The following is a 22,311-nucleotide window of genomic DNA, read 5'->3' on the forward strand; positions in this document are numbered from 1 at the left end:
TTGTTTATAAAGTTTTTTGTGCTACTTTCAATATCTGGGTAGCATTATTCTCATTTTTAATAAGCCTACAAATTTTATCTGCAAGCCATAATGTTACAAGTTCTTTTTTATCAATCTGCAATATTTGGACAATCTCTTCAACTTGTTCTCGTCTTGCTTTCCTCTCACCTTTCTCTATTTTGCAATATGTTGCAGTGTCAATATCCAGTGCCGCAGCCAATTGACGTTGCAGCATTTGGTTTTGAATACGAAGTTCTTTTATGCGCTCTGAAAACATCTGCCCTTACTCTTTATTGTCTTGACATTATTTGGCAAATTTATTACTTTTATTTTGTTTATGCATTATAGAAAGACAATAATTTGATTAACTTGAATTTAGTGATTGTAGTACAGCTAATTATTTATCTATTTTTTCTTAAATCCTCCTGCCTTTCCTTTGCGGTTGTATTGGTCGGCGTATGTTCTGCCTTAACTTCTCGAACTGTTCCTTGAACCACTCGGCAATGGGCTTTCGGTCAATGGCAAGAACTAATCTCGTCCCATCCGTGGGGTCTTTCACCACTTGAAACCCTGCCTTTTCGGTCGTGAATTTCCGTCCGTGTTCCTCCGAATAGAGTTCCCCTGCATACTCCAACGGCTTTCCCTTGACAAGCGTTGCGGTCTGTCTTTCATCGAACCCAATAAGGCGACAGAGGTTTTCGATACGGAGCATTTCACGGAAATAGGGAAACCATGCCGCCGCCTTTGCGATTACCGTTTTCAAGAAAGATATTTCTTCCTTGTGCTTCGTTTCCTTGTCCGCTATCTCCCTGCGGTGCTTCCGTTCTATTTCCGCCATCTGTCGGCTGTGGTCTGCCTGCATGGTCTGTATTCTGTCTTGCAGGGCTTCGATGGTTTCCTCGTGGTCGGCTATCTCCCTATGCAAGGCAGTGTTTTCCCTTTCCAGCGTCTTGACCTTGTTGCTGCCGAAAAGAGAACCGACACTCTCGGCGATGTTTGCGGCTGCGGTGGTTGCCGCCCCTTTCAGCTTCTCGGTCTGTATTTCTTTTTTCGCCCGTCTTAGTTCCTCCCGTGCCGTTTCTTTCTGCTGCTGCAAATCCACCACTTCCGCTTTGAGGTCGTCGGCAAGTTTCTGTATATCCCGATAATACTGCTGTGTGGACTTGTGGCGAGCTTTCGAGCCGTCTATGCCTCTTTGCAGCCCGTATTTCGCCATCGCTTCGGCATAGGTATCTTGATAGGACTTCAATTTCAGCCGTGTCATAATATCGTCTGCGCACAGCCTCACGGTATCTGTCGGCTTCTTGCGGTATCGCTTTTTCGTCTGTTCCTCCCTTTTCCTGCGCTTTCGCTCTCCCTTGACGATGGGGATGAGCGTAACGTGTATGTGCGGCGTTTCCTCGTCCCTGTGCAGGTGAGCCGCCACGATGTTCTCCTTTCCGAACGTGTCGGCGAAGTATTTCAGATTGTCAGCGCACCACTCGTCCAAACGCCCCTCTTCCTCTATCCGCTTCATGTCCTCGTGCGTTCCCGATACGTTGATGCGGATTGTCCGTACTTGGTTGCTTCCGATTTTACGTGTCAGTCCCGCTTCTTCCAATCTTCGCTGTATAGCCACCGAACGGTCTTTCACCCCGTCGGGATATTCGATGAGCCTGCGGTTTAGGTGCGTGCGTGTGGGGTCGGCGTTCCTCGGAATGATGAAACGCTCGATATGTGCGGTCGTTCCGCTGTCGCTGCCGTGCGCCTTTTCCATGTGTAAAACTACGAAACCCATATATTCTTCCTTTCTTTTTTGGCTTGTGAAACAATGATTTTTTGTATCTTCGGGGGCGGCAAATGCCGTCCCCGATGGGGTGTGCAGAGGGGCTTGCCCCTTGCCTTATTGGGGAATTTTCAGCGATACGTAGTATTGCGGCTCGGAAAATTCCCTAATAAGCTACGGTATTTTCTCCGTAAATACCCTGCGGTGGCTGTCCCTGCCGTCTGCTTACCCATATAACCCCACCTAATTTTTCCCCTTTCGGTCGGTGGGTGGCGGGGCGGTTGTTTCCGTTTTCAAAGGCTCCTTTGCATGGGGCGGTCGGATACAAGGTTTTCCCGATAAATACGCTCGCAGCGAAGCGAGAGGAAGATTTATCGGGAAACGGCGCAGCCGCTTGACCTTTTAGCCGACATAAAGCCCCGTGCTTGCTTTGCCTTTGTAAACGGAAATGATTGCTCCGCTTTCCTCTGAAAAGAGGAATAGAACCTGCAATATATATCACCATAGTGATAGGTTTTCATGTTGGTATGCTGATATGTTTGCATGTTGGTATGTTGATATATCATCATGCTTTCCAACGGCTGTTGGGCTTGCCGTCCGAAACAACCGACACGAACACCGTCGTTTTCTCTTTTCGCCCGTGTATAATCCTTTCCAATAATGCCCTGCGGACTTTCGCCGCCCCGAACGATTCGACACGGAAAGCGAGGGCGGCTATCGTTTCGAGGTTGTAAACCTCCGCGCTGTATCTATCCAATATGCGGATAATGCGCTTTATGTCATATATACTCAAAACTCCGCTTTTGCAGAGTGCCTTTATCCCTGCCCGAACCGTCGGGGCGATAACCCCGAACAGTTCGCAGATTTCCCGCTCGGTCATGGCGGTTGCACCTATATCGCCCGGCAGGAAGATATTGCCCTGCTCGTCCATCGTGATAATATCCCTTTCTTCTTTCATCGGTATTCTGTTTTTAATTAGATGGCTCGGCAGATATTCTTCTCCATATCTTCCAACTTGTGCGACAAGGTTTCCATGTCTTGGCTTATCTTCTGGGCGGTGATTTTGGCGTAAATTTGGGTGGTCTTTATGTTGGTATGCCCCAAAAGGCGGCTTACCGTTTCGATGGGTACGCCGTGCGACAGAAGCACGGTCGTGGCGTTCGTGTGGCGTGCAACGTGATAGGTCAAACGCACCTTGAAGCCGCATTGTCTGCCTATATCTTTAAGTATCTTGTTGCAACTTCCGTTGCTCGGAACGGGGAAAACATGACCGTTCCTTGCAAGTCCCTTGTACTTTTCGATGATACGCTTGGGAACATCCAAAAGGCGGATGTTCGATTCGGTGTTGGTCTTCTTTCTTCGTGTGATTATCCACAGGTTGCCGTCGAAGAATGTTTGCAGGCGGTCGGCGGTGAGGTTCTTCACGTCCGAATACGCCAAACCCGTGAACACCAAAAAGACGAACAAGTCCCGTACAAGCTCGTGGGTGGCATTCTTCATCGGTGCGTCCATGAGCGTCTGTATCTCCGTTTGTGTGAGGTAGCCTCTATCCACGCTTTCGGGTGAGTTGATATATCCGGCAAAGGGATTAAAGGGCAAACGTCCGTCGTTTCTCGCTATCGAAACGATGTGTTTCAACACAATCATATAGCCCCACACGGTATTGGTGCGGCATTTCTTCTCCGTGCGCAAAAAATACTCGAAGTCGTTGATAAACGTAAGGTTGAGTTCCTTTAACGGAATATCCTCACGCTTGTAGGTATGGGGCAAAAACTCCCGAATATGGTTGCAGACCATCCGATAACGGGTAAATGTACTCTGCGCCCTGCTGTGCCCGACTTTCTTCTCAAATTCGGCGTTGTGCTGCTCGAACAGCTTCAGCAAGGTTTCCTGCTTGATGCCTATACCGAGATAGGCGTCTTTGAGTTTGGCGGCGGTAACATAACCGTCCGTCTGCATTAACTCTTGATAGCGGCGGTTTACCTCCACACGGATTTTATCTACCGCAAGGTTGATTCTCTGCGCTTCGACGCTCTTGCCCGAAGCACGGTTGTTCTTCACGTCCCACAAGCGTGGGGGAACGTCCATCTTGCAACTGAACTGTTTAATCTCGCCGTCCACCGTGATACGGCACATCAGAGGCAGGTTGCCGTTCGGCTTCTCGCTGCCTTTCTTCACGTAAAATAATACCTTGAATGTACTACGCATAACTCACTCCTTTTTTGGTTACAAAATTAGTTCTTAGTGAGTTACCGACAGCTATGTAAATCAACGCAAAACGCAGAAACAGAATATTTTAGCAAGAAAACCGCACCCGTTACGAGAGTAACGAGGTGGTAACTGAACTTCTGCACCGTTTGGCTTCGAGGTGGTATTTCGTTGGCTCTGCCCCATAGAAAAACAAAGCGTAACGAACGCTCTATCAGCTAATTCGCTACGCTTTGCCCAAATTTACTTTTTCGCTATGTGTTTATTTTAACTTCAAATGAATTTTAGAGTAAAGCAAAAATTCCCAATAAATTATGTAACTTTGCATCCGCTTTTTTTGAAAGCCTGAGATTTGTTTAATTCGTTTGGATAAAGTAAAAGACGCTTATGCAAAAGTCCGATTGCATCATCGGTGTGGAGCACGTATCGAAATTCTTCGGAGACAAGGCCGTGCTGAATGATGTGAATTTGTCTGTCCGTAAGGGCGAGTTTGTAACAATACTGGGACCGTCCGGCTGCGGAAAAACAACACTGTTGCGCCTCATCGCAGGCTTTCAGACAGCCTCGAAAGGAGTAATAACCATTGCCGGAAAGGACATCACACAGACACCGCCGCATAAGCGTCCGGTGAACACCGTGTTCCAGAAGTACGCCCTCTTCCCCCACCTCAACGTATTCAATAACATTGCCTTCGGGCTGAAGCTGAAGAAGCTGTCCGGCGCCACTATCGAGAAGAAGGTGAAGCAAGCCCTGCGCATGGTAGGCATGACGGACTATGAAGACCGCGACGTGGATTCCCTCTCCGGTGGGCAGCAACAGCGTGTAGCCATCGCCCGCGCCATCGTCAACGAACCTGAAGTGTTGCTGCTGGACGAACCACTTGCCGCCCTAGACCTCAAGATGCGCAAAGACATGCAGATGGAGCTGAAGGAAATGCACCAGAAACTGGGCATCACCTTCGTGTACGTGACCCACGACCAAGAAGAAGCACTGACCCTGAGCGACACTATCGTCGTGATGAGCGAAGGTCGCATCCAGCAGATAGGTGTGCCGACGGACATCTACAACGAGCCCATCAATTCCTTTGTAGCCGACTTCATCGGCGAGAGCAACATCTTGAATGGAGTAATGATAAAAGATAAAGCCGTCACCTTCTGCGGACACGAATTCGAGTGCGTGGACGAAGGTTTCGGCTGCCAGACGCAAGTGGACGTGGTGATCCGCCCCGAAGACATATACATCTTCGACGTGTCTGATGCCGCACAATTGACGGGCACCGTGACAAGCTGCATCTTCAAAGGCGTACACTACGAGATGCTGGTGCAGACGCGCGAGGGCTACGAACTGATGGTGCAGGACTACCACGCCTTTGAGGCAGGACGCGAAGTGGGTCTACTGGTAAAGCCCTTCGACATCCACGTGATGAAGAAGGAACGCACCTGCAACACTTTCGAGGGAAAGCTGGTGGACGAAACGCACGTAGAGTTCCTAGGCTGCAACTTCGAGTGCCTTCCCGTGCAGGAAATCGAGCCGGGCAGCACCGTGCAGGTGGAAGTGGACTTCCGGCACGTCATCCTCGAAGACAACGAAGAGGACGGTCGGCTGACGGGTGAAGTGAAATTCATCCTCTACAAAGGGAACCATTACCACCTGACCGTGTTTACGGACTGGGACGAAGATATATTTGTTGATACCAATGACGTATGGGACGACAGTGACCGCGTGGGTATCACCATAGCGCCCGAAAATATACGGATTGTTCAATCTATTAATAAGGAAGGAAGTGCTCAATAAGTTATCCCATTTCTTCATGCGCCGGCGCAACTGGACGGTACCCTACGCGCTGTTTCTGCTTGTATTTGTCATAGTGCCGCTACTGCTCATCGTGCTCTACGCCTTTACGGACGAAGGGGGAGCGTTTACGCTTGCCAACTTCCGCAAGTTCATGATACATCCCGAGGCGATGAACACCTTTGTCTACTCCATCGGAATAGCCGTCATCACAACGCTGGTCTGCCTCGTGCTGGGCTATCCGGCAGCGTATATACTGAGCCAGAAGCAATTCAACACCTCGCGCACCATGGTGGTGCTGTTCATCCTCCCCATGTGGGTGAATATTTTGATACGAACGCTCGCCACAGTAGCGTTGTTCGACTTCCTGAACCTACCGCTGGGCGAAGGAGCACTGGTGTTCGGCATGGTCTACAACTTCCTGCCATTCATGATATACCCCATTTACAACACACTTCAGAAGATGGACCACAACCTGATTGAGGCGGCGCAGGACCTGGGGGCTTCCCCCACGCGCGTATTCGGCAAGGTGATACTGCCCCTTTCCATGCCGGGCATCATGAGCGGCGTGGTGATGGTGTTCATGCCCACTGTCTCCACCTTCGCCATCGCCGAGCTGCTGACGATGAACAACATCAAGCTTTTCGGCACCACGGTACAAGAGAATATTTACAACGGAATGTGGAACTACGGTGCCGCCCTCTCGCTCATCATGCTACTGCTGATAGGCATCACCATCCTCTTCACCAACGAGGAAGACGGGGCATCGAATGAAAGCGGAGGTGTGATATGATGACACGAATTCTGACACGCGGTTATTTGTGGCTGCTGCTGGCGCTGCTCTACTCGCCTATCCTGATAATTATGGCATTCTCCTTCACCGAGGCCAAGGTGCTGGGCAACTGGACGGGGTTCTCCACCAAGCTGTACAGCTCACTGTTCATGGGTGGAATGCACCACTCGCTGATGAACGCCATCTGGAACACGTTCGCCATTGCGCTCCTAGCCGCCACCGCCAGCACGGCGCTGGGCAGTATTGCCGCCATCGGCATCTTCAACTTGCGCTCGCGCACACGGCAGGTGATGAACTTCGCCAATGCCATCCCAATGATGAATGCAGACATTATCACCGGTGTGTCACTGTTCCTGCTATTCGTCAGCTTCGGTATATCGCAGGGATTCACCACGGTGGTGCTGGCACACATCACCTTCTGCACGCCCTACGTGGTGCTCAGCGTGATGCCCCGGCTCAAGAAGATGAACCAGAATGTCTACGAAGCAGCACTCGACTTGGGCGCCACACCGTTCCAGGCATTGCGCAAAGTGATTCTTCCGGAGATATTTCCAGGCATGATAAGCGGCTTCATCCTCGCCTTCACGCTCTCCATCGATGACTTTGCCGTGACGATTTTCACCATCGGCAACCAAGGGTTGGAGACGCTCTCTACCTACATCTACGCCGATGCGCGCAAAGGCGGACTGACACCGGAGCTGCGCCCCTTATCCACCATCATCTTCGTGACAGTGCTGGTGCTGCTGACAGTAATCAACAAACGTGCTGAACGGACGAAGAACACTTGATGACATAACGAAAAAGACACCCGGAGTTTCAAAACAAGACAATGAAAAGGACAATAGACATACTGATTCTGCTGTGCAGCATAGCCTCCCTCGTCTCCTGCGGAAGTTCCACAGAAGAGCGCAACCGTGTACTGAAAATATACAACTGGGCCGACTACATTGACGAAGATGTCCTCGCCGAATTCCCCGAATGGTACAAGCAGCAGACGGGTGAAGAAATCCGCCTCATCTACCAAGTGTTCGACATCAACGAAATCATGCTCACCAAGATTGAACGCGGGCACGAAGATTTCGACGTTGTATGCCCCTCGGAGTATATCATCGAACGCATGCTGAAGAAAAACCTCCTGCTGCCCATCGACCGCAATTTCGGCAGCACGCCAGACTACATCCCCAATGTGTCACCCTACATACGGCAAGAGCTGAACAAGACCTCGCAGCCGGAACGCCGGACTCAGGACTATGCCGTTCCCTACATGTGGGGCACGGCCGGAATCCTCTTCAACAAGAAGTTCGTCACGGCCGAAGAGGCAAGTACGTGGGCCATCCTCTGGAACCCCGAAAACCGCAGCAAGATACTGATGAAGGACAGCTACCGCGATGCTTATGGCACCGCCATCATCTACGCCCACACCGGAGAACTTGCCGACAGCACCGTCACCATAGAGCAACTGATGAACGACAATTCTCCGCAGACCATCGCCCTCGCCGAGGAATACCTCAAGGAGATGAAGCCCAACATTGCCGGTTGGGAAGCCGACTTCGGCAAGGAAATGATGACCAAGAACAAGGCGTGGCTTAACTTCACCTGGAGCGGTGATGCCGTCTGGGCCATCGAGGAAGCCGATGCCGTAGGCGTGGAACTGGACTATACCGTTCCCCGCGAAGGTAGCAACATCTGGTACGACGGCTGGGTAATCCCCCGCTACGCCCGCAACGTGAAGGCGGCAAGCTATTTCATCAACTACCTCTGCCAACCCTCCGTGGCACTGCGCAACATGGATGCCATCGGTTACGTCAGTGCCGTCGCCACACCGGAAATCATGGAGGCGAAAACCGACACCACGCTTAACGTGCATTCCGACCTAAGCTATTTCTTTGGTTCCCTGCCCGGAGCCAACAACTTGCAGATAGACCCGGTGCAATATCCCGACCGCCGCGTCGTGGAGCGCTGTGCCATGATACGCGACTTCGGCGACCGCACGGAACTGGTACTCGAAATGTGGAGCCGCGTGAAAGGCGACAACCTCAATACGGGCATCGTACTGCTCATCTTCGCCGTCTTCGGCATGCTCTTCATCTGGCTGGTATATACCAAGATACGCAAGTACAAGCAGAAACGTCGCCACCACCGAAGACGGAGAAGGCGATGATTAAAAAATAGACTAATATCAAAATTATATTCATAACTCATAATCAAATAAATGCAATGCTGACCCAAATAATAAACGGACGTATATTCACCCCGCAAGGCTGGCTGAACGAAGGTTCTGTCCTAATACGCGATGGAAAGATTCTCGAAGTGACCAACTGTGACCTCGCACTCATCGGTGCCCGGATGATAGATGCCAAAGGCATGTACATTGTCCCCGGCTTCGTCTGTATGCACGCTCACGGAGGTGGCGGATACGACTTTACGGAATGTACCCCGGAAGCCTTCCGCACCGCTGTCCACACCCATCTGAAGTATGGAGCCACGAGTATCTTCCCCACCCTTTCCTCTTCCCCCTTCGACAAGCTGCACCAGGCAGCCGCCCTTTGCGAGCAACTGATGCAGGAACCCGGCAGCCCCATACTCGGCCTGCACATCGAAGGGCCCTACCTTAACCCGAAGATGGCAGGCAGCCAGTTCTCCGGACTGGTGAAGGAAATTGAAGAAAAGGAATATCGCGAACTCATCGAAAGCACCCGTTGCATCCGCCGTTGGGACGCATCCCCCGAACTGCCCGGAGCACTGGAGATGGCACGCTACCTCCACGACCACGGCATACTGGTAGCCGCCTCGCACACCGAGGCCGAGTACGACGGTATCAAAAAAGCCTACGAAGCCGGATTCACCCATGCCGCACACTTTTACAATGCCATGCCGGGCTTCCATAAACGCCGTGAGTACAAGTACGAAGGCACCGTGGAAAGTGTCTATCTGACGGACGGCATGACCATCGAACTGATTGCCGATGGCATCCATCTGCCCTCCACCATCCTGCGCCTGGCATACAAGCTGAAAGGTGTGGAGCATACCTGCCTCGTCACCGACGCGCTCTCCTGCGCAGCCACCGGCAGCAAGGAGTCCGGCGACCCGCACTACATCATCGACAACGGTGTCTGCAAGCTTGCCGACCGTTCCGCACTGGCGGGCAGCATCGCCACCAGCGACGTACTTGTACGCACCATGGTGAAAGCAGGTATCCCCTTGGGCGATGCTCTGCGCATGTCCTCCGAAACTCCGGCACGCATCATGGGCGTATTCGACTGCAAAGGCTCGCTCCAGAAAGACAAGGATGCCGACATCCTCATTCTGGACAAGGAACTGAACATACGCGCTGTCTGGCAAGCAGGCAGACTGGTGGAAGAAGCCAATACATTGTTTACCTAACCCCCGTCAATGTGCAAGGAACAAAGAATCTGACACAAGGTCCCATCAACCGTCAGCTCTTCACGCTGGCAATGCCCATCATGGCCACCTCGTTCATCCAGATGGCCTACAGCCTGACGGACATGGCATGGGTAGGACGGTTGGGCAGCGAGTCTGTGGCAGCAGTAGGCGCGGTAGGCATACTGACGTGGATGTCCGGTTCCATCGCACTGCTGAACAAGGTGGGTGCCGAAGTCAGCGTGGGCCAGTCCATCGGTGCACGCAACGAAGAGGATGCACGCAGTTTTGCTTCGCACAACATTACGATTGCCCTGCTCATCTCCGTCTGCTGGGGAGGCCTGCTCTTCTTTTTCGCCCGCCCCATCCTGAACATCTTCGAGCTGAAACAGCACATTACGGATGCCGCCGTAACTTATCTGCGCATCGTATCGACGGGACTGCCGTTCATCTTTCTTTCTGCTGCCTTTACGGGAATCTACAACGCGGCGGGGCAAAGCAAGATTCCGTTCTACATCAGCGGAACGGGACTGATAATGAATATCCTCCTCGACCCTCTGTTCATCTTCGGCTTTGGCTGGGGAACAGTAGGGGCCGCACTTGCCACCTGGCTGTCCGAAGCCACGGTCTTCGGCATCTTCCTCTACAAGCTCCGGGGGAAAAGCGCCGTGTTCGGAGGGCTCTCCTTTATCGTTCCGCTGAAAAAGAAATATACCCGACGCATCTTCAAACTCGGCCTGCCCGTAGCTACACTGAACACGCTCTTTGCCTTCGTCAACATGTTCCTCTCGCGCACCGCCTCGGAGCAGGGAGGACACATCGGACTGATGGCATTCACCACCGGAGGACAAATCGAGGCAATTACTTGGAATACTTCGCAGGGGTTCTCTACAGGGCTGAGTACATTCATCGCCCAGAACTATGCAGCGGGACAGAAGTCACGCGTGAAGCAGGCATGGCGCACCACCCTATGGATGACTGGTGTATTCGGCAGCCTCTGCTCGTTGCTGTTCATCTTGTTCGGCAACGAGGTGTTCTCCATCTTCGTGCCTGAGAGCGATGCCTACCGCGTGGGTGGAGACTATCTCCGCATTGACGGCTATTCGCAAATGTTCATGATGATGGAAATCACCATGCAAGGTGTGTTCTACGGGCTGGGACGGACGATACCGCCTGCCATTGTAAGCATCGGATGTAACTATATGCGCATTCCAGTGGCGTTACTGCTGGTACACATGGGTATGGGGGGTGGATGCCATCTGGTGGGCAGTGAGCGGAACCACCATTGCAAAAGGTCTGATACTGACAGTCTGGTTCATATCCATCAAAAGGAGAATTCTCTAGAAAAACAACCGCACTGACGAACTTTAGGAAGAGAAATATGGTTATTATATACATAAATTTGCAGTATTAAAGATAAAGTCAACTTTTAAAAGAAAAAGAATTATGAAGAAAATGAAAATTACAGTATTGTTTCTGTGCAGTGCATTACTGCTGGGCAGTTGTGGCACCATGAACAACAAAGCAAAAGGTGGAATAATCGGTGGTGGCTCCGGCGCAGCGGCAGGTGCCATTATCGGCGGACTGATAGGTAAAGGCAAGGGTGCTGCCATTGGCGCGGCAGTAGGCGCGGCAGTAGGTACGGGTGCCGGTGTTGCCATCGGACACAAAATGGACAAAAAGGCTGCCGAAGCTGCCAAGATTGAAGGTGCCCAAGTGGAGCAGGTAACGGATGCCAACGGCTTGCCGGCTGTCAAAGTATCCTTTGCAGCAGGTATTTTGTTCGGCTTCAACTCTGCAGCACTGAGCAACGATGCCAAGGCTTCCCTGCGCGAACTTGCACAAATTCTGAAGGAAGACCCGACAACGGATATTGCCATCATCGGCCATACCGACAAGGTGGGTACTTACGAAGCTAACATGAAGGTTTCCAAGAATCGTGCCTATGCCGTAGAGAACTATTTGCAGGATTGCGGTGTATCTCCAGCCCAATTCAAGAAAGTGGAAGGCGTGGGATACAACGAATACGACGAAAGTCTGTCTGCCGACCAGAACCGACGCGTGGAAGTATACATGTATGCCAGCGAACAGATGATTAAGAATGCGGAAGCAGCTAATTAACGTGCGAATGTGATTAATGTGCCGATTAGCATATTGGCACATTAATCACATTGTCAAAAATACAAAAAACGATAAAAGAGAAAGACTAATTCTGCGATTGATGAAACTGGCACCCAGTTCTGCATCCTTAGTCTCTCTCACTTCAATTTTCAATCAATATGCGTGTCCACCCTCTTCCATCTCCTTCGCATCAATCTTACGATTGTCTATGCTGCGCCATGCGTAAAAGATGTAGGCAAGAACGAAAGGAACAAGGATAGAGACATAAGCCATAACCTTCAGTGTGAACTGACTCGAGCAACTGTTTGCCAACGTGAGTGAGCTTTGCAGGTCGTGGGTAGAAGGATAATAGGCCGTATTGTTATAGCCTGTCACAAGCAGCAGTGCCAATACCGTAAGCACCGTCCCTGCACCGGCAAACCAGATACCTTTATCGAATGTCGGCTTCCACAGCGTGCGGATGATGCCCCAGAGCACAGCCACCACACCAACAAGAAATACAAGCAGCACTACCGGCATCTGCAGGAAGTTCGTCAGATACTTGTAAGGTTCCATAAACACCTCTCCCGTTTCCGGACGTACAGCATAGCCGTCGGCAAGCAGCGTGCGGATGACGAAGGCCAGGAAGAATACCAGGAACAACGCCGTATTTCCCCAGAGTGCCCGGCGGCAGCGTTTCACCAAATCATCCTCATTGATATTATTAATAAAATAAAGCGCTCCCAAGATACGTGCCAGAAAGAACACAGCCAGCCCCAGCACCACATTCCACGGATTAAGCAGCGCATCCAACCCATGCCAGCCGTTAGCCCATTGGCTGATAACCGGCATTGCCGCATCTGCGATATTCCCTTTATTGATATAGAAGTTAGACCCCGTGAAGAACGTAGCAACCGCCCCACCCAGCAATACCGGACCTACCACTCCGTTTATCACCAGGAACGTGCGATACGTTGTCTTGCCCAGCAGATTTCCCGCCTTCGACTGAAACTCGTAGCTGACAGCCTGCAACACAAAGCTGAACAGAATAATCATCCACAACCAATAAGCTCCTCCGAAACTGGTACTATAGAACAACGGAAACGAAGCAAAGAACGCGCCTCCAAACGTGACAAGCGTTGTAAACGTGAACTCCCACTTCCGTCCCGTAGAATTAATCATCATCTTCTTCTGCTCCTCCGTCTTCCCCAGACAGAACAGAAGCGAATTACCTCCCTGCACGAACAGCAGGAATACCAGTAGTGCTCCCAGCAAGGAGACTACAAACCACCAATAGTGTTGAAGAAATATATAAGCATTCATTGTGAGTTATGAGTTATAAGTTATGAGTTATGTGACGGTGTGTGCGTTTCGGTTTCCGGACCTTTGCGAATGGCCTTCAGCATAATTCCCACCTCAGCAATCAGCATGACAGTGAAAAGTACCAGGAAGATAAAGAACGTGGTCTGCACGGAGCCTACATCCAGCTTAGAGATGGCGGCACTCGTGGGCAGCATATCTTGGATGGCCCACGGCTGGCGACCACACTCGGCAACCACCCATCCGGCTTGTCCAGCCAGATAGCCCAGCGGAATGGTGAGCATAGCCACCCAATGCATCCATGGCATCCGCGACAAGTCTTTCTTATAGGCCAGGAACAGCACCACAATAAAGAAGAGGATGAAGTACCCACCCAACATCACCATCACACGGAACATGTAGAACGTAAGGGGCACATTGGGCACCAGCTCGTTCACGTCCTTGATATAACCGTAACCGAAATAGGCTACATTATCTTTCAACACTTTGGCAGCCACCTCTGCATCTGCCTCATTGCCCGCAGCCTTGGCTGCACGATAGGCGGCAAACGCACCGATAGCCGTTTTTCCTTTTTCTATTTTCTCCTCTGCCGAAAGCGCTACGGTACCATCGCTCAACGGATATCCGCCTTTCAGCAGGTCATTGATACCGGGAACAAAAGCATCCATCTTGCGCTCGGCAAGCAACGACAGCATCTTCGGAATTTCCACACGGAAAAGGAATGGGTCTACTCCGTCCTGCGGTGTCTGCTTGGCAGGATTCAGCAGCCCGAACGCTACCAGTCCGGCACCTTGCCGCCCTTCATAATAGCCTTCCATAGCAGCCAGCTTCATCGGCTGCTTTTGCGCCACCTGATAGCCCGAGCCATCACCCGTCCAGGCAGAGAGCACAGCGGCACACAGACCTACCCATGCGGCAATCTTTACACTTGCCAGCGCAAATTTCTTCTCGCGCTTCTTCCACAGATACCAGCAGCTTACGCCTACTACAAACACGGCAGCCAGCACCCAGCCGGACAGCACGCTGTGGAAGAACTTGTTGACAGCCATCGGCGAAGTTGCCACAGCCCAGAAGTCCACCATCTCGTTGCGTGCCGTATCGGGATTGAACTCCATACCTACGGGATTCTGCATCCACGCATTGGCAACCAGAATCCACCAGGCAGAAATCGTGGCGCCCAGCCCCGTGAGCCAAGTAGATGCCAGGTGGAAACGCTTGCTCACCTTATCCCAGCCGAAGAACATGACGGCGATAAACGTTGCTTCCATAAAGAAAGCCAAAATACCCTCGATGGCAAGCGGCGCACCGAAGATGTCGCCCACAAACCAACTGTAATTACTCCAATTCGTACCGAATTCAAATTCCAGAATAATACCGGTTGCTACACCAATAGCAAAGTTGATACCGAAAATCTTCATCCAGAATTTGGCAGTACGTTTCCAAAATTCGTCACCCGTACGGTAGTACGCTGTCTCCATGATGCCCATAATTACCGCCAGTCCAAGTGTCAGCGGCACAAAAATCCAGTGATAGATGGCGGTCAAGGCAAATTGGGCTCTCGACCAGTCAATCAGGGAAGTGTCAATGTGTCCAAGCATAAGAATCAAGTTATGAGTTATAAGTTATGAGTTATTAAGTTTTTAAGTTATCGGGTAAGAACAGAGAGACACGGAGAATTTATAAGGGCAAGGAAATAAACTCTGTGTCTCCGTGTTTAGTCGCCCAGACTCCGATGGATAAGCTCATTACTGACATAGCCTTCCTTGTCATCGCCCACCACGGGGGTATTCAGAAACCGTGGGAAGAAGAAAAGGCGGAGAATAAAGAACATGATAAATAACTTCACAAGGATGATAAGCCACAAAGTACGCCCTAACGTCATACTTCGGAAACCTTCCAAATAAAAACGCCAAATATTCACCGCAGTCCGTTTCATGTCGATAAAATTATAATGATTACAAATATAAAATACTTTTATATAAAGAACAAATAAAAAAGTAAAAAGTTGAACAGAAAAAAGAGTTCTCCCATTCATCGGTACAAAAAAGATTTTAGACGAGAAAAATTCTCCCAACGTCTATCACTTTTGCAATCCTTTCTCCACTCCGCTACATTTGCCAATGTAAAACCATAGAATAACGAAGATATGACGAATGTAAAAAGATTGACAGTGATAGCGCTATGTATGGCAAGCTGCATGGGATTGGCCGCCCAAAACGCCACTCCCGCGCAGACTATCGGAAATTCCGAACAGCCTGCCGACAGCCTGGCCGCCCTATGGGACTTGCAGTCGTGCATCGACTATGCCTTACGGCAAAACATCACCATCCGTAAGAACCGCCTCAGTGCGGAAAGTGCCCGGGTAGACGTAAAGGCCGCCCAAGCCGCCCTCTTCCCCAACCTTTCGGCCAGTGTGAACCAGCGTATCGTGAATCGCCCGAAGAGCGAAACAAACACCATCATCGACGGTGACAATATCACCAGCAGCCAGAGCAAGACTTCCTACAACGGTAGCTACGGCATTGATGCCAACTGGACTCTCTACAATGGCGGGAAGCGCCTCAACACCATCAAACAGCAGCAACTGAACCGCCGCATTGCCAAGCTCAGCGTGGCCCAAAGCGAAAACAGCATCGAGGAAAGCATCGCACAGAACTACGTACAGATACTCTACGCCACCGAAGCCGTGAAAGTGAACGAATCTACCCTGAAAGTGAGCCAGGCCGAATGCGAACGCGCCCGCCAGCTTCTTGAAGCAGGAAGCATAGCCAAGAGCGACCTGGCACAACTGGAAGCGCAGGTAAGCACCGACAAGTACCAGTTGGTAACAGCGCAAGCCACCCTGCAAGACTACAAACTACAGCTGAAACAGCTTCTGGAACTGGACGGCGAATCCGAGATGAACCTCTACATCCCCACACTCGGCACGGAAAACGTACTGGCACCCCTGCCCGCCAAGACGGATGTCTATCGCTCAGCCCTCGTGCTTCGTCCGGAGATAGAAGCAGGCAAACTGAACATACAGACATCCGACCTCGACATCAAGATTGCCCGCGCAGGCTATCTGCCTACACTGAGCCTCAGCGCCGGTATCGGAACCAGCCATGCCAATGGCAACGACTTCACCTTCAGCGAGCAGGTAAAGCAGAACTGGAACAACTCGCTGGGCTTCACCGTAAGCGTGCCCATCTTCAGTAACCGGCAGACCAAAAGTGCCGTAGAGAAAGCCAAAATTCAGAAGCAAACCAGTGAGCTGGACTTGCTGGATGCCCAGAAGGCACTGTACAAAACCGTCGAAACCCTCTGGCTCGATGCCAACAGCGCACAGCAACGCTACGTCGCTGCTACGGAGAAACTGAAAAGTACACAAACCAGCTATGAGCTAATCCGGGAACAGTTCAACCTGGGCATGAAGAATACCGTAGAACTGCTGACGGAAAAGAGCAATCTGCTCAACGCACAGCAGGAAACGCTGCAGGCCAAGTACATGGCAATACTGAACATGCAGCTACTGAAGTTTTACCAAGGAAAAAAAATCGAATTATAATACCTTATATATATGAACAAAAAAAGAACCATCCTCATTGCCGTAGCTGCCGTAGTCATAGTGGGCGGCAGCGTATGCCTCTTTGGTGGCGCAAAGGCCAAGCACGGGGTGACCTACGCCACAGCCACCGTCAGTAAAGGCGAGATTGCCGAATCCGTAACCGCCACGGGAACCATCGAACCGGTGACGGAAGTAGAAGTGGGTACCCAGGTGAGCGGTATCATCGACAAGATTTATGTAGACTACAATTCCGTAGTAACCAAAGGCCAGCTCATTGCCGAGATGGACCGCGTGACACTGCAAAGCGAACTCGCTTCGCAACGCGCCGCCTATAACGGTGCAAAGGCCGAGTACGACTACCAGAAGAAACTCTACGAACGCAACAAGACCTTGAACGAAAAGCAGCTCATCGCCACAACGGACTATGAGCAGTCCGTCTATAACTACGAGAAAGCCAAGAGCAACTACGAAAGCAGCCAGGCATCACTGGCAAAGGCCGAACGCAACCTTTCCTATGCCACCATCACCTCTCCCATTGACGGCGTGGTCATCAGCCGCGACGTGGAAGCCGGACAGACCGTAGCTTCCGGATTCGAGACGCCGACACTGTTCACCATCGCTGCCGACCTGACGCAGATGCAAGTTGTGGCCGATGTGGATGAAGCCGACATAGGCGGTGTGGAAGAAGGACAGCGCGCCACATTTACCGTAGACGCCTATCCGAATGACGTGTTTGAAGGAGTAGTCACGCAAATCCGCCTAGGAGATGCCAGCTCAAGCAGCACGTCGAGCACCGGCACCAGCACGGTTGTGACCTACGAAGTAGTCATCTCCGCCCACAACCCGGACCTGAAACTGAAGCCACGTCTGACAGCCAACGTCACCATCTTCACCCTCGACCGCAAAAACGTGCTGTGCGCTCCCGCCCGTGCCCTGCGTTTCAACCCCGAAAAACCGCTTATCGGCGACAATGATATCGTGAAAGACTGCGAAGGGGAACATAAACTCTGGACACGCGAAGGCAACACCTTTACCGCCCATCCGGTGAAAATCGGTATCTCCAACGGAGTCAACACGGAAATCATCAGCGGCATTAACGAAGGTACCGTAGTGGTGACCGAAGCCACCATCGGCAGCCTGCCCGGCAGCGGTGCTCCGGACATGAACAGGGAAGTTCCCGGCGGTGAAAAAAGTCCGTTCATGCCCGGCCCTCCGGGAAGCAAGAAGAAGAACGGAAAATAATATAAAAAAAGAATTATGAACAAAGCAGTCATTGAACTTCAAAATATCAAACGGAACTTCCAGGTGGGAGACGAAACCGTGCATGCCCTGCGCGGCGTCTCGTTCACCATCCACGAAGGCGAGTTTGTCACCATCATGGGCACATCGGGCTCCGGAAAGTCTACTTTGCTGAATACGCTCGGCTGTCTGGACACGCCCACCAGCGGCGAATACCTGCTGGACGGCATCTCCGTACGCACCATGAGCAAGCCTCAACGTGCCGTACTGCGCAACCGTAAAATCGGATTCGTATTCCAAAACTATAACCTGCTGCCCAAAACCACTGCTGTGGAGAATGTAGAGCTACCGCTGATGTACAACTCCTCCGTCTCGGCTTCCGAAAGGCGGAGGCGCGCCATCGAAGCCCTGCAAGCCGTAGGACTGGGAGACCGACTGGAGCATAAGTCCAATCAGATGTCCGGCGGACAGATGCAACGCGTAGCCATCGCCCGCGCCCTGGTGAACAATCCCGCGGTTATCCTGGCAGACGAAGCCACGGGTAATCTGGACACCCGTACCTCTTTCGAGATTCTGGTACTGTTCCAAAAGCTGCATGCCGAAGGACGTACTATCATCTTCGTGACACACAATCCCGAAATAGCCCAGTACAGCAGCCGCAACATCGTGCTGCGCGACGGGCAAATCAAGGACGATACAATCAACACCCATATTCAGAATGCAGCCGAAGCCCTGGCCGCATTACCTAAACAGGAGGAAGACTAATGAACGGAACAAACCTTTTCAAAATAGCCCTGCGAGCCTTGAACAACAACAAGCTGCGCGCATTCCTCACCATGCTGGGCATCATCATCGGCGTGGCGTCCGTCATCACGATGCTTGCCATCGGACAAGGTTCGAAGAAAAGCATCCAAGCGCAAATCTCCGAGATGGGCTCCAACATGATTATGATTCATCCCGGTGCCGACATGCGTGGCGGTGTCCGCCAAGACCCCAGCGCCATGCAGACACTGAAGCTGACCGACTACGAAGCCCTGCGCAACGAAACCAACTTCCTGGCTGCCGTCAGTCCCAATGTCTCCTCCAGCGGACAACTCATCGCCGGCAACAACAACTACCCCTCCTCTGTGAGCGGCGTCGGTACGGATTATCTCGAAATCCGGCAGCTCAGCGTAGAGAACGGCGAAATGTTTACCGAAGCCGACATACAGACCTCCGCCAAGGTGTGCGTCATCGGAAAGACCATCCGGGACAATCTCTTCCCCGGTGGAGAAGACCCCGTAGGACGTATCATACGCTTCAACCAAATTCCCTTCCGCGTGGTGGGCGTGCTGAAGTCCAAAGGCTACAACTCCATGGGCATGGACCAGGACGATGTCGTGCTTGCCCCTTACAGCACCGTGATGAAACGCCTGCTGGCACAGACCTATCTCAGCGGTATCTTCGCCTCTGCCCTTACCGAGCAGATGACAGACAATGCCACCGGCGAAATTACCGGGATACTACGCCGCAACCACAAGCTGAAGGAGAGTGACGATGACGACTTCACCATCCGCAGCCAGCAGGAACTCAGCACCATGCTGAACTCCACCACCGACCTGATGACCACGTTGCTTGCCTGCATCGCCGGCATCTCGCTCGTTGTGGGCGGCATCGGCATCATGAACATCATGTATGTATCGGTGACGGAACGCACGCGCGAAATCGGTCTACGCATGAGTGTAGGCGCACGCGGTGTCGACATCTTGAGCCAGTTCCTCATCGAAGCCATTCTTATCAGCATCACTGGAGGCATTATCGGCGTCATCATAGGCTGCGGCGCCAGTTGGATAGTGAAAAGCGTTGCCCACTGGCCCATCTTCATACAGCCATGGAGCGTATTCCTCTCCTTCGCCGTATGTACCGTTACCGGTGTGTTCTTCGGTTGGTATCCCGCCAAGAAGGCTGCGGACCTCGACCCGATAGAAGCCATACGCTACGAATAACCAGTCTTCCTCTTGTCGGACATTAGGAAAGAACTTTCTATGTATTAGGAAAAAACTTTCTGCCAACAAGAAGAAAAGTTATGCGGAACTAAAGATAATCTCTATCCCAAGCCTTGGGATAGACATCCGCAAGCTGGGGACACATATCCGCAACCTTGGAATACATATCCGCAACCTGCGAACAAGGAAAAGCTCTACAGGTGTTGCGGATGTTTTCAATATCCATATAAAAATATTATCTTTGTGTCATGATGAAACTGCAACTTCCCAACCCACGCCGCTGTGGCATCGAAATCCTGATACACATCATAGGCTGGGGAATCATATTCGGTTTCCCCTTTCTGATGATGACGCGAAGCGGATTCAACATCACCTGGATGGACTATCTGCGCCACGGCAGTGTCATCCCCCTCTCCTTTCTCATCGTGTTCTACGTAAACTATTGTTTCCTGATTCCACGATACTTGTTCGAAGGACGCATCAAGCAGTATCTGCTGCTCAACGCACTGCTGATTATCTGTATCACCGCCGGTGCCCACCTATGGCAAGAATACATGTTTCAGACACACGCCCACGATGATAAAGGCAGCAAACGCATAGGACCTCCCAAATGGATATTCATCCTGCGCGATGCCTTCTCCATGATACTGACCATAGGGCTAAGTGCCGCCATCAAGATGAGCGGACGCTGGGTACAGATGGACGCTGCCCGCCGGGAAGCCGAGAAAAGCCGCACGGAAGCCGAGCTGAAAAACCTGCGCAACCAACTCAACCCGCATTTCCTGCTCAACACGCTGAACAACATCTACGCCCTCATCGCCTTCGATGCCGACAAGGCACAAACCGCTGTCCAGGAACTGAGCCGGTTGCTGCGCCATGTGCTGTACGACAACCAGCAGAGCTTCGTCACCCTGAACAAGGAGATGGACTTTATCCGCAACTACATCGAACTGATGCGCATCCGTCTCTCCTCCAACGTCACTGTGGAAACAAAGATAGACATCCGGCCGGACAGTCGTACGGAAATAGCTCCGCTCATCTTCATCTCTCTAATAGAGAATGCCTTCAAGCATGGCATCTCCCCTACCGAGCCCAGCTATATCCGCATCCACTTCAGTGAAAGTCCCGGAGAGATATGCTGCGAAATAACCAACAGCTACCATCCCAAAAGCATGGCAGACAAAAGCGGAAGCGGCATCGGTCTGGAACAGGTACGCAAGCGTCTGGAACTGACCTATCCCGGTCATTACGGCTGGCAGCAGGAAGTGAGCGAAGACATGAAAGAGTATAAATCGATTTTAATTATAAAAATATGAATCTGAAGTGTGCCATTGTAGACGACGAACCTCTTGCTTTGGGGCTTCTGGAAAGCTACGTCAACAAGACCCCGTTTCTGGAGTTGGCCGGTAAATATTCCAGTGCCGTGCAAGCCATCAAGGAATTGCCCGAAAAGCACGTCGACCTGCTTTTCCTCGACATCCAGATGCCCGAACTGAACGGACTCGAATTTTCAAAGATGGTCGATTTCAATACCCGCATTGTTTTCACCACCGCCTTCGACCAATATGCCATAGACGGTTACAAGGTCAATGCGCTGGATTACTTGCTGAAACCCATCTCCTACGTTGACTTTCTGCAGGCTGCCCACAAGGCTGTGCAATGGTTCGAATTGCTGCAACAGCCGAAGGAAGAGATTCGGAGCATCTTCGTAAAGAGCGAGTATAAGCTGGTGCAAATCGAACTGAGTAGAATTCTGTACATAGAGGGGTTGAAAGACTATCTTAAAATCTACGAGGAGGACTCTCCCAAGCCTGTCTTGTCTTTAATGAGCATGAAGGCAATGGAGGAACTCCTGCCTGCCTCGCGTTTCATGCGCGTCCACCGTTCCTACATTGTCCAAAAGGAAAAAATACGCATCATAGACCGTGGTCGCATCGTATTCGGGAAGAATTATATCCCGGTAAGTGACAGCTACAAACAAGCTTTTCAGGATTTTTTAGACCGAAGAAGCTAGAAAAATCGACCAATCCATCGATAAAATCAGGAAAAACGTCGATTTATCATAGAATCCTTTTGCATATTAAAATATGTTTTTTTATCTTTGCACCGAACAGATAGGAGTTGTGAAACTCCCCCAATAGAATAGTTTAGTTAAGTCTAGTTTAGTTTTTGTGTGAAGCAC

The 22,311-nt window shown here is 51.3% G+C and carries 20 protein-coding genes and 1 pseudogene; 13 read left to right on the top strand and 8 right to left on the bottom strand.

Annotation, left to right across the window (positions count from 1 at the left end; genetic code table 11):
- Positions 1-4: 4 nt before the first annotated feature.
- From M1B78_RS08165 to M1B78_RS08185, 5 genes are all read right to left on the bottom strand, one after another.
- Positions 5-277, bottom strand: coding sequence for a helix-turn-helix domain-containing protein (locus tag M1B78_RS08165; RefSeq protein ID WP_257940380.1), 273 nt, complete (start codon positions 275-277; stop codon positions 5-7).
- 138 nt (positions 278-415) lie between these two features.
- Complete coding sequence (gene mobV, locus M1B78_RS08170) at positions 416-1,777, bottom strand: MobV family relaxase (RefSeq protein ID WP_257940381.1); 1,362 nt, start codon at positions 1,775-1,777, stop codon at positions 416-418.
- A 154-nt stretch (positions 1,778-1,931) separates the two neighbouring features.
- Positions 1,932-2,270, bottom strand: coding sequence for a hypothetical protein (locus M1B78_RS08175; RefSeq protein WP_257940382.1), 339 nt, complete (start codon positions 2,268-2,270; stop codon positions 1,932-1,934).
- 60 nt (positions 2,271-2,330) lie between these two features.
- On the bottom strand, positions 2,331-2,723 hold the full coding sequence (locus M1B78_RS08180; RefSeq protein ID WP_257940383.1) for a hypothetical protein: 393 nt from the start codon (positions 2,721-2,723) through the stop codon (positions 2,331-2,333).
- A 17-nt stretch (positions 2,724-2,740) separates the two neighbouring features.
- On the bottom strand, positions 2,741-3,973 hold the full coding sequence (locus M1B78_RS08185) for a site-specific integrase (protein WP_257940384.1): 1,233 nt from the start codon (positions 3,971-3,973) through the stop codon (positions 2,741-2,743).
- A 387-nt stretch (positions 3,974-4,360) separates the two neighbouring features.
- On the opposite strand from M1B78_RS08185, the gene M1B78_RS08190 reads away from it, so the two are divergent.
- From M1B78_RS08190 to M1B78_RS08220, 7 genes and pseudogenes are all read left to right on the top strand, one after another.
- Positions 4,361-5,767, top strand: a complete 1,407-nt coding sequence (locus M1B78_RS08190; RefSeq protein ID WP_257940385.1) for an ABC transporter ATP-binding protein — start codon at positions 4,361-4,363, stop codon at positions 5,765-5,767.
- Between the two features lie 16 nt (positions 5,768-5,783).
- Positions 5,784-6,557, top strand: coding sequence for an ABC transporter permease (locus tag M1B78_RS08195; RefSeq protein WP_136009410.1), 774 nt, complete (start codon positions 5,784-5,786; stop codon positions 6,555-6,557).
- Entirely contained in the window at positions 6,554-7,345 is a 792-nt protein-coding gene (locus M1B78_RS08200) for an ABC transporter permease (RefSeq protein WP_257940386.1), read from the top strand. Before M1B78_RS08195 ends, M1B78_RS08200 begins: the two co-directional genes overlap by 4 nt.
- A gap of 41 nt (positions 7,346-7,386) precedes the next feature.
- A complete protein-coding gene (locus tag M1B78_RS08205; protein ID WP_257940387.1) occupies positions 7,387-8,718 on the top strand; it encodes an ABC transporter substrate-binding protein in 1,332 nt (443 codons plus the stop codon).
- 56 nt (positions 8,719-8,774) lie between these two features.
- Entirely contained in the window at positions 8,775-9,941 is a 1,167-nt protein-coding gene (gene nagA / locus M1B78_RS08210; protein WP_257940388.1) for an N-acetylglucosamine-6-phosphate deacetylase, read from the top strand.
- Between the two features lie 11 nt (positions 9,942-9,952).
- Positions 9,953-11,282, top strand: a pseudogene (locus M1B78_RS08215) (MATE family efflux transporter).
- A gap of 102 nt (positions 11,283-11,384) precedes the next feature.
- A complete protein-coding gene (locus M1B78_RS08220) occupies positions 11,385-12,059 on the top strand; it encodes an OmpA family protein (RefSeq protein WP_136009366.1) in 675 nt (224 codons plus the stop codon).
- Positions 12,060-12,212: 153 nt separating this feature from the next.
- Here the strand turns inward: M1B78_RS08220 and M1B78_RS08225 are convergent, their stop codons facing one another.
- The 3 genes from M1B78_RS08225 to M1B78_RS08235 all read right to left on the bottom strand — a co-directional run bounded on the left by M1B78_RS08225 (position 12,213) and on the right by M1B78_RS08235 (position 15,294).
- Entirely contained in the window at positions 12,213-13,361 is a 1,149-nt protein-coding gene (locus tag M1B78_RS08225; RefSeq protein ID WP_257940389.1) for a cytochrome d ubiquinol oxidase subunit II, read from the bottom strand.
- A gap of 20 nt (positions 13,362-13,381) precedes the next feature.
- The gene (locus M1B78_RS08230; RefSeq protein WP_061412888.1) at positions 13,382-14,956 is read right to left on the bottom strand and encodes a cytochrome ubiquinol oxidase subunit I; all 1,575 of its coding nucleotides are present in this window, start codon (positions 14,954-14,956) and stop codon (positions 13,382-13,384) included.
- A 116-nt stretch (positions 14,957-15,072) separates the two neighbouring features.
- Complete coding sequence (locus tag M1B78_RS08235) at positions 15,073-15,294, bottom strand: DUF4492 domain-containing protein (RefSeq protein WP_117600597.1); 222 nt, start codon at positions 15,292-15,294, stop codon at positions 15,073-15,075.
- Positions 15,295-15,504: 210 nt separating this feature from the next.
- On the opposite strand from M1B78_RS08235, the gene M1B78_RS08240 reads away from it, so the two are divergent.
- The 6 genes from M1B78_RS08240 to M1B78_RS08265 all read left to right on the top strand — a co-directional run bounded on the left by M1B78_RS08240 (position 15,505) and on the right by M1B78_RS08265 (position 22,143).
- Positions 15,505-16,905: a TolC family protein gene (locus M1B78_RS08240; RefSeq protein WP_257940390.1), complete on the top strand. Its 1,401-nt coding sequence runs from the start codon at positions 15,505-15,507 to the stop codon at positions 16,903-16,905.
- Positions 16,906-16,917: 12 nt separating this feature from the next.
- Entirely contained in the window at positions 16,918-18,147 is a 1,230-nt protein-coding gene (locus M1B78_RS08245; protein ID WP_257931170.1) for an efflux RND transporter periplasmic adaptor subunit, read from the top strand.
- Positions 18,148-18,162: 15 nt separating this feature from the next.
- Positions 18,163-18,909, top strand: coding sequence for an ABC transporter ATP-binding protein (locus M1B78_RS08250; protein ID WP_136009360.1), 747 nt, complete (start codon positions 18,163-18,165; stop codon positions 18,907-18,909).
- Positions 18,909-20,129 (top strand): ABC transporter permease, encoded by a 1,221-nt coding sequence (locus M1B78_RS08255; protein WP_257940391.1) that lies wholly within the window; start codon positions 18,909-18,911, stop codon positions 20,127-20,129. The genes M1B78_RS08250 and M1B78_RS08255 overlap by 1 nt, the downstream gene beginning before the upstream one ends.
- A gap of 248 nt (positions 20,130-20,377) precedes the next feature.
- The gene (locus tag M1B78_RS08260; protein WP_257940392.1) at positions 20,378-21,445 is read left to right on the top strand and encodes a sensor histidine kinase; all 1,068 of its coding nucleotides are present in this window, start codon (positions 20,378-20,380) and stop codon (positions 21,443-21,445) included.
- Complete coding sequence (locus tag M1B78_RS08265) at positions 21,442-22,143, top strand: LytR/AlgR family response regulator transcription factor (RefSeq protein ID WP_176468284.1); 702 nt, start codon at positions 21,442-21,444, stop codon at positions 22,141-22,143. The genes M1B78_RS08260 and M1B78_RS08265 overlap by 4 nt, the downstream gene beginning before the upstream one ends.
- The last annotated feature ends 168 nt before the right edge of the window (positions 22,144-22,311 follow it).

Origin of the sequence: Bacteroides muris (ex Fokt et al. 2023) (genome assembly GCF_024704895.1) — a bacterium.
Taxonomy (GTDB): Bacteria; Bacteroidota; Bacteroidia; order Bacteroidales; family Bacteroidaceae; genus Bacteroides; species Bacteroides muris.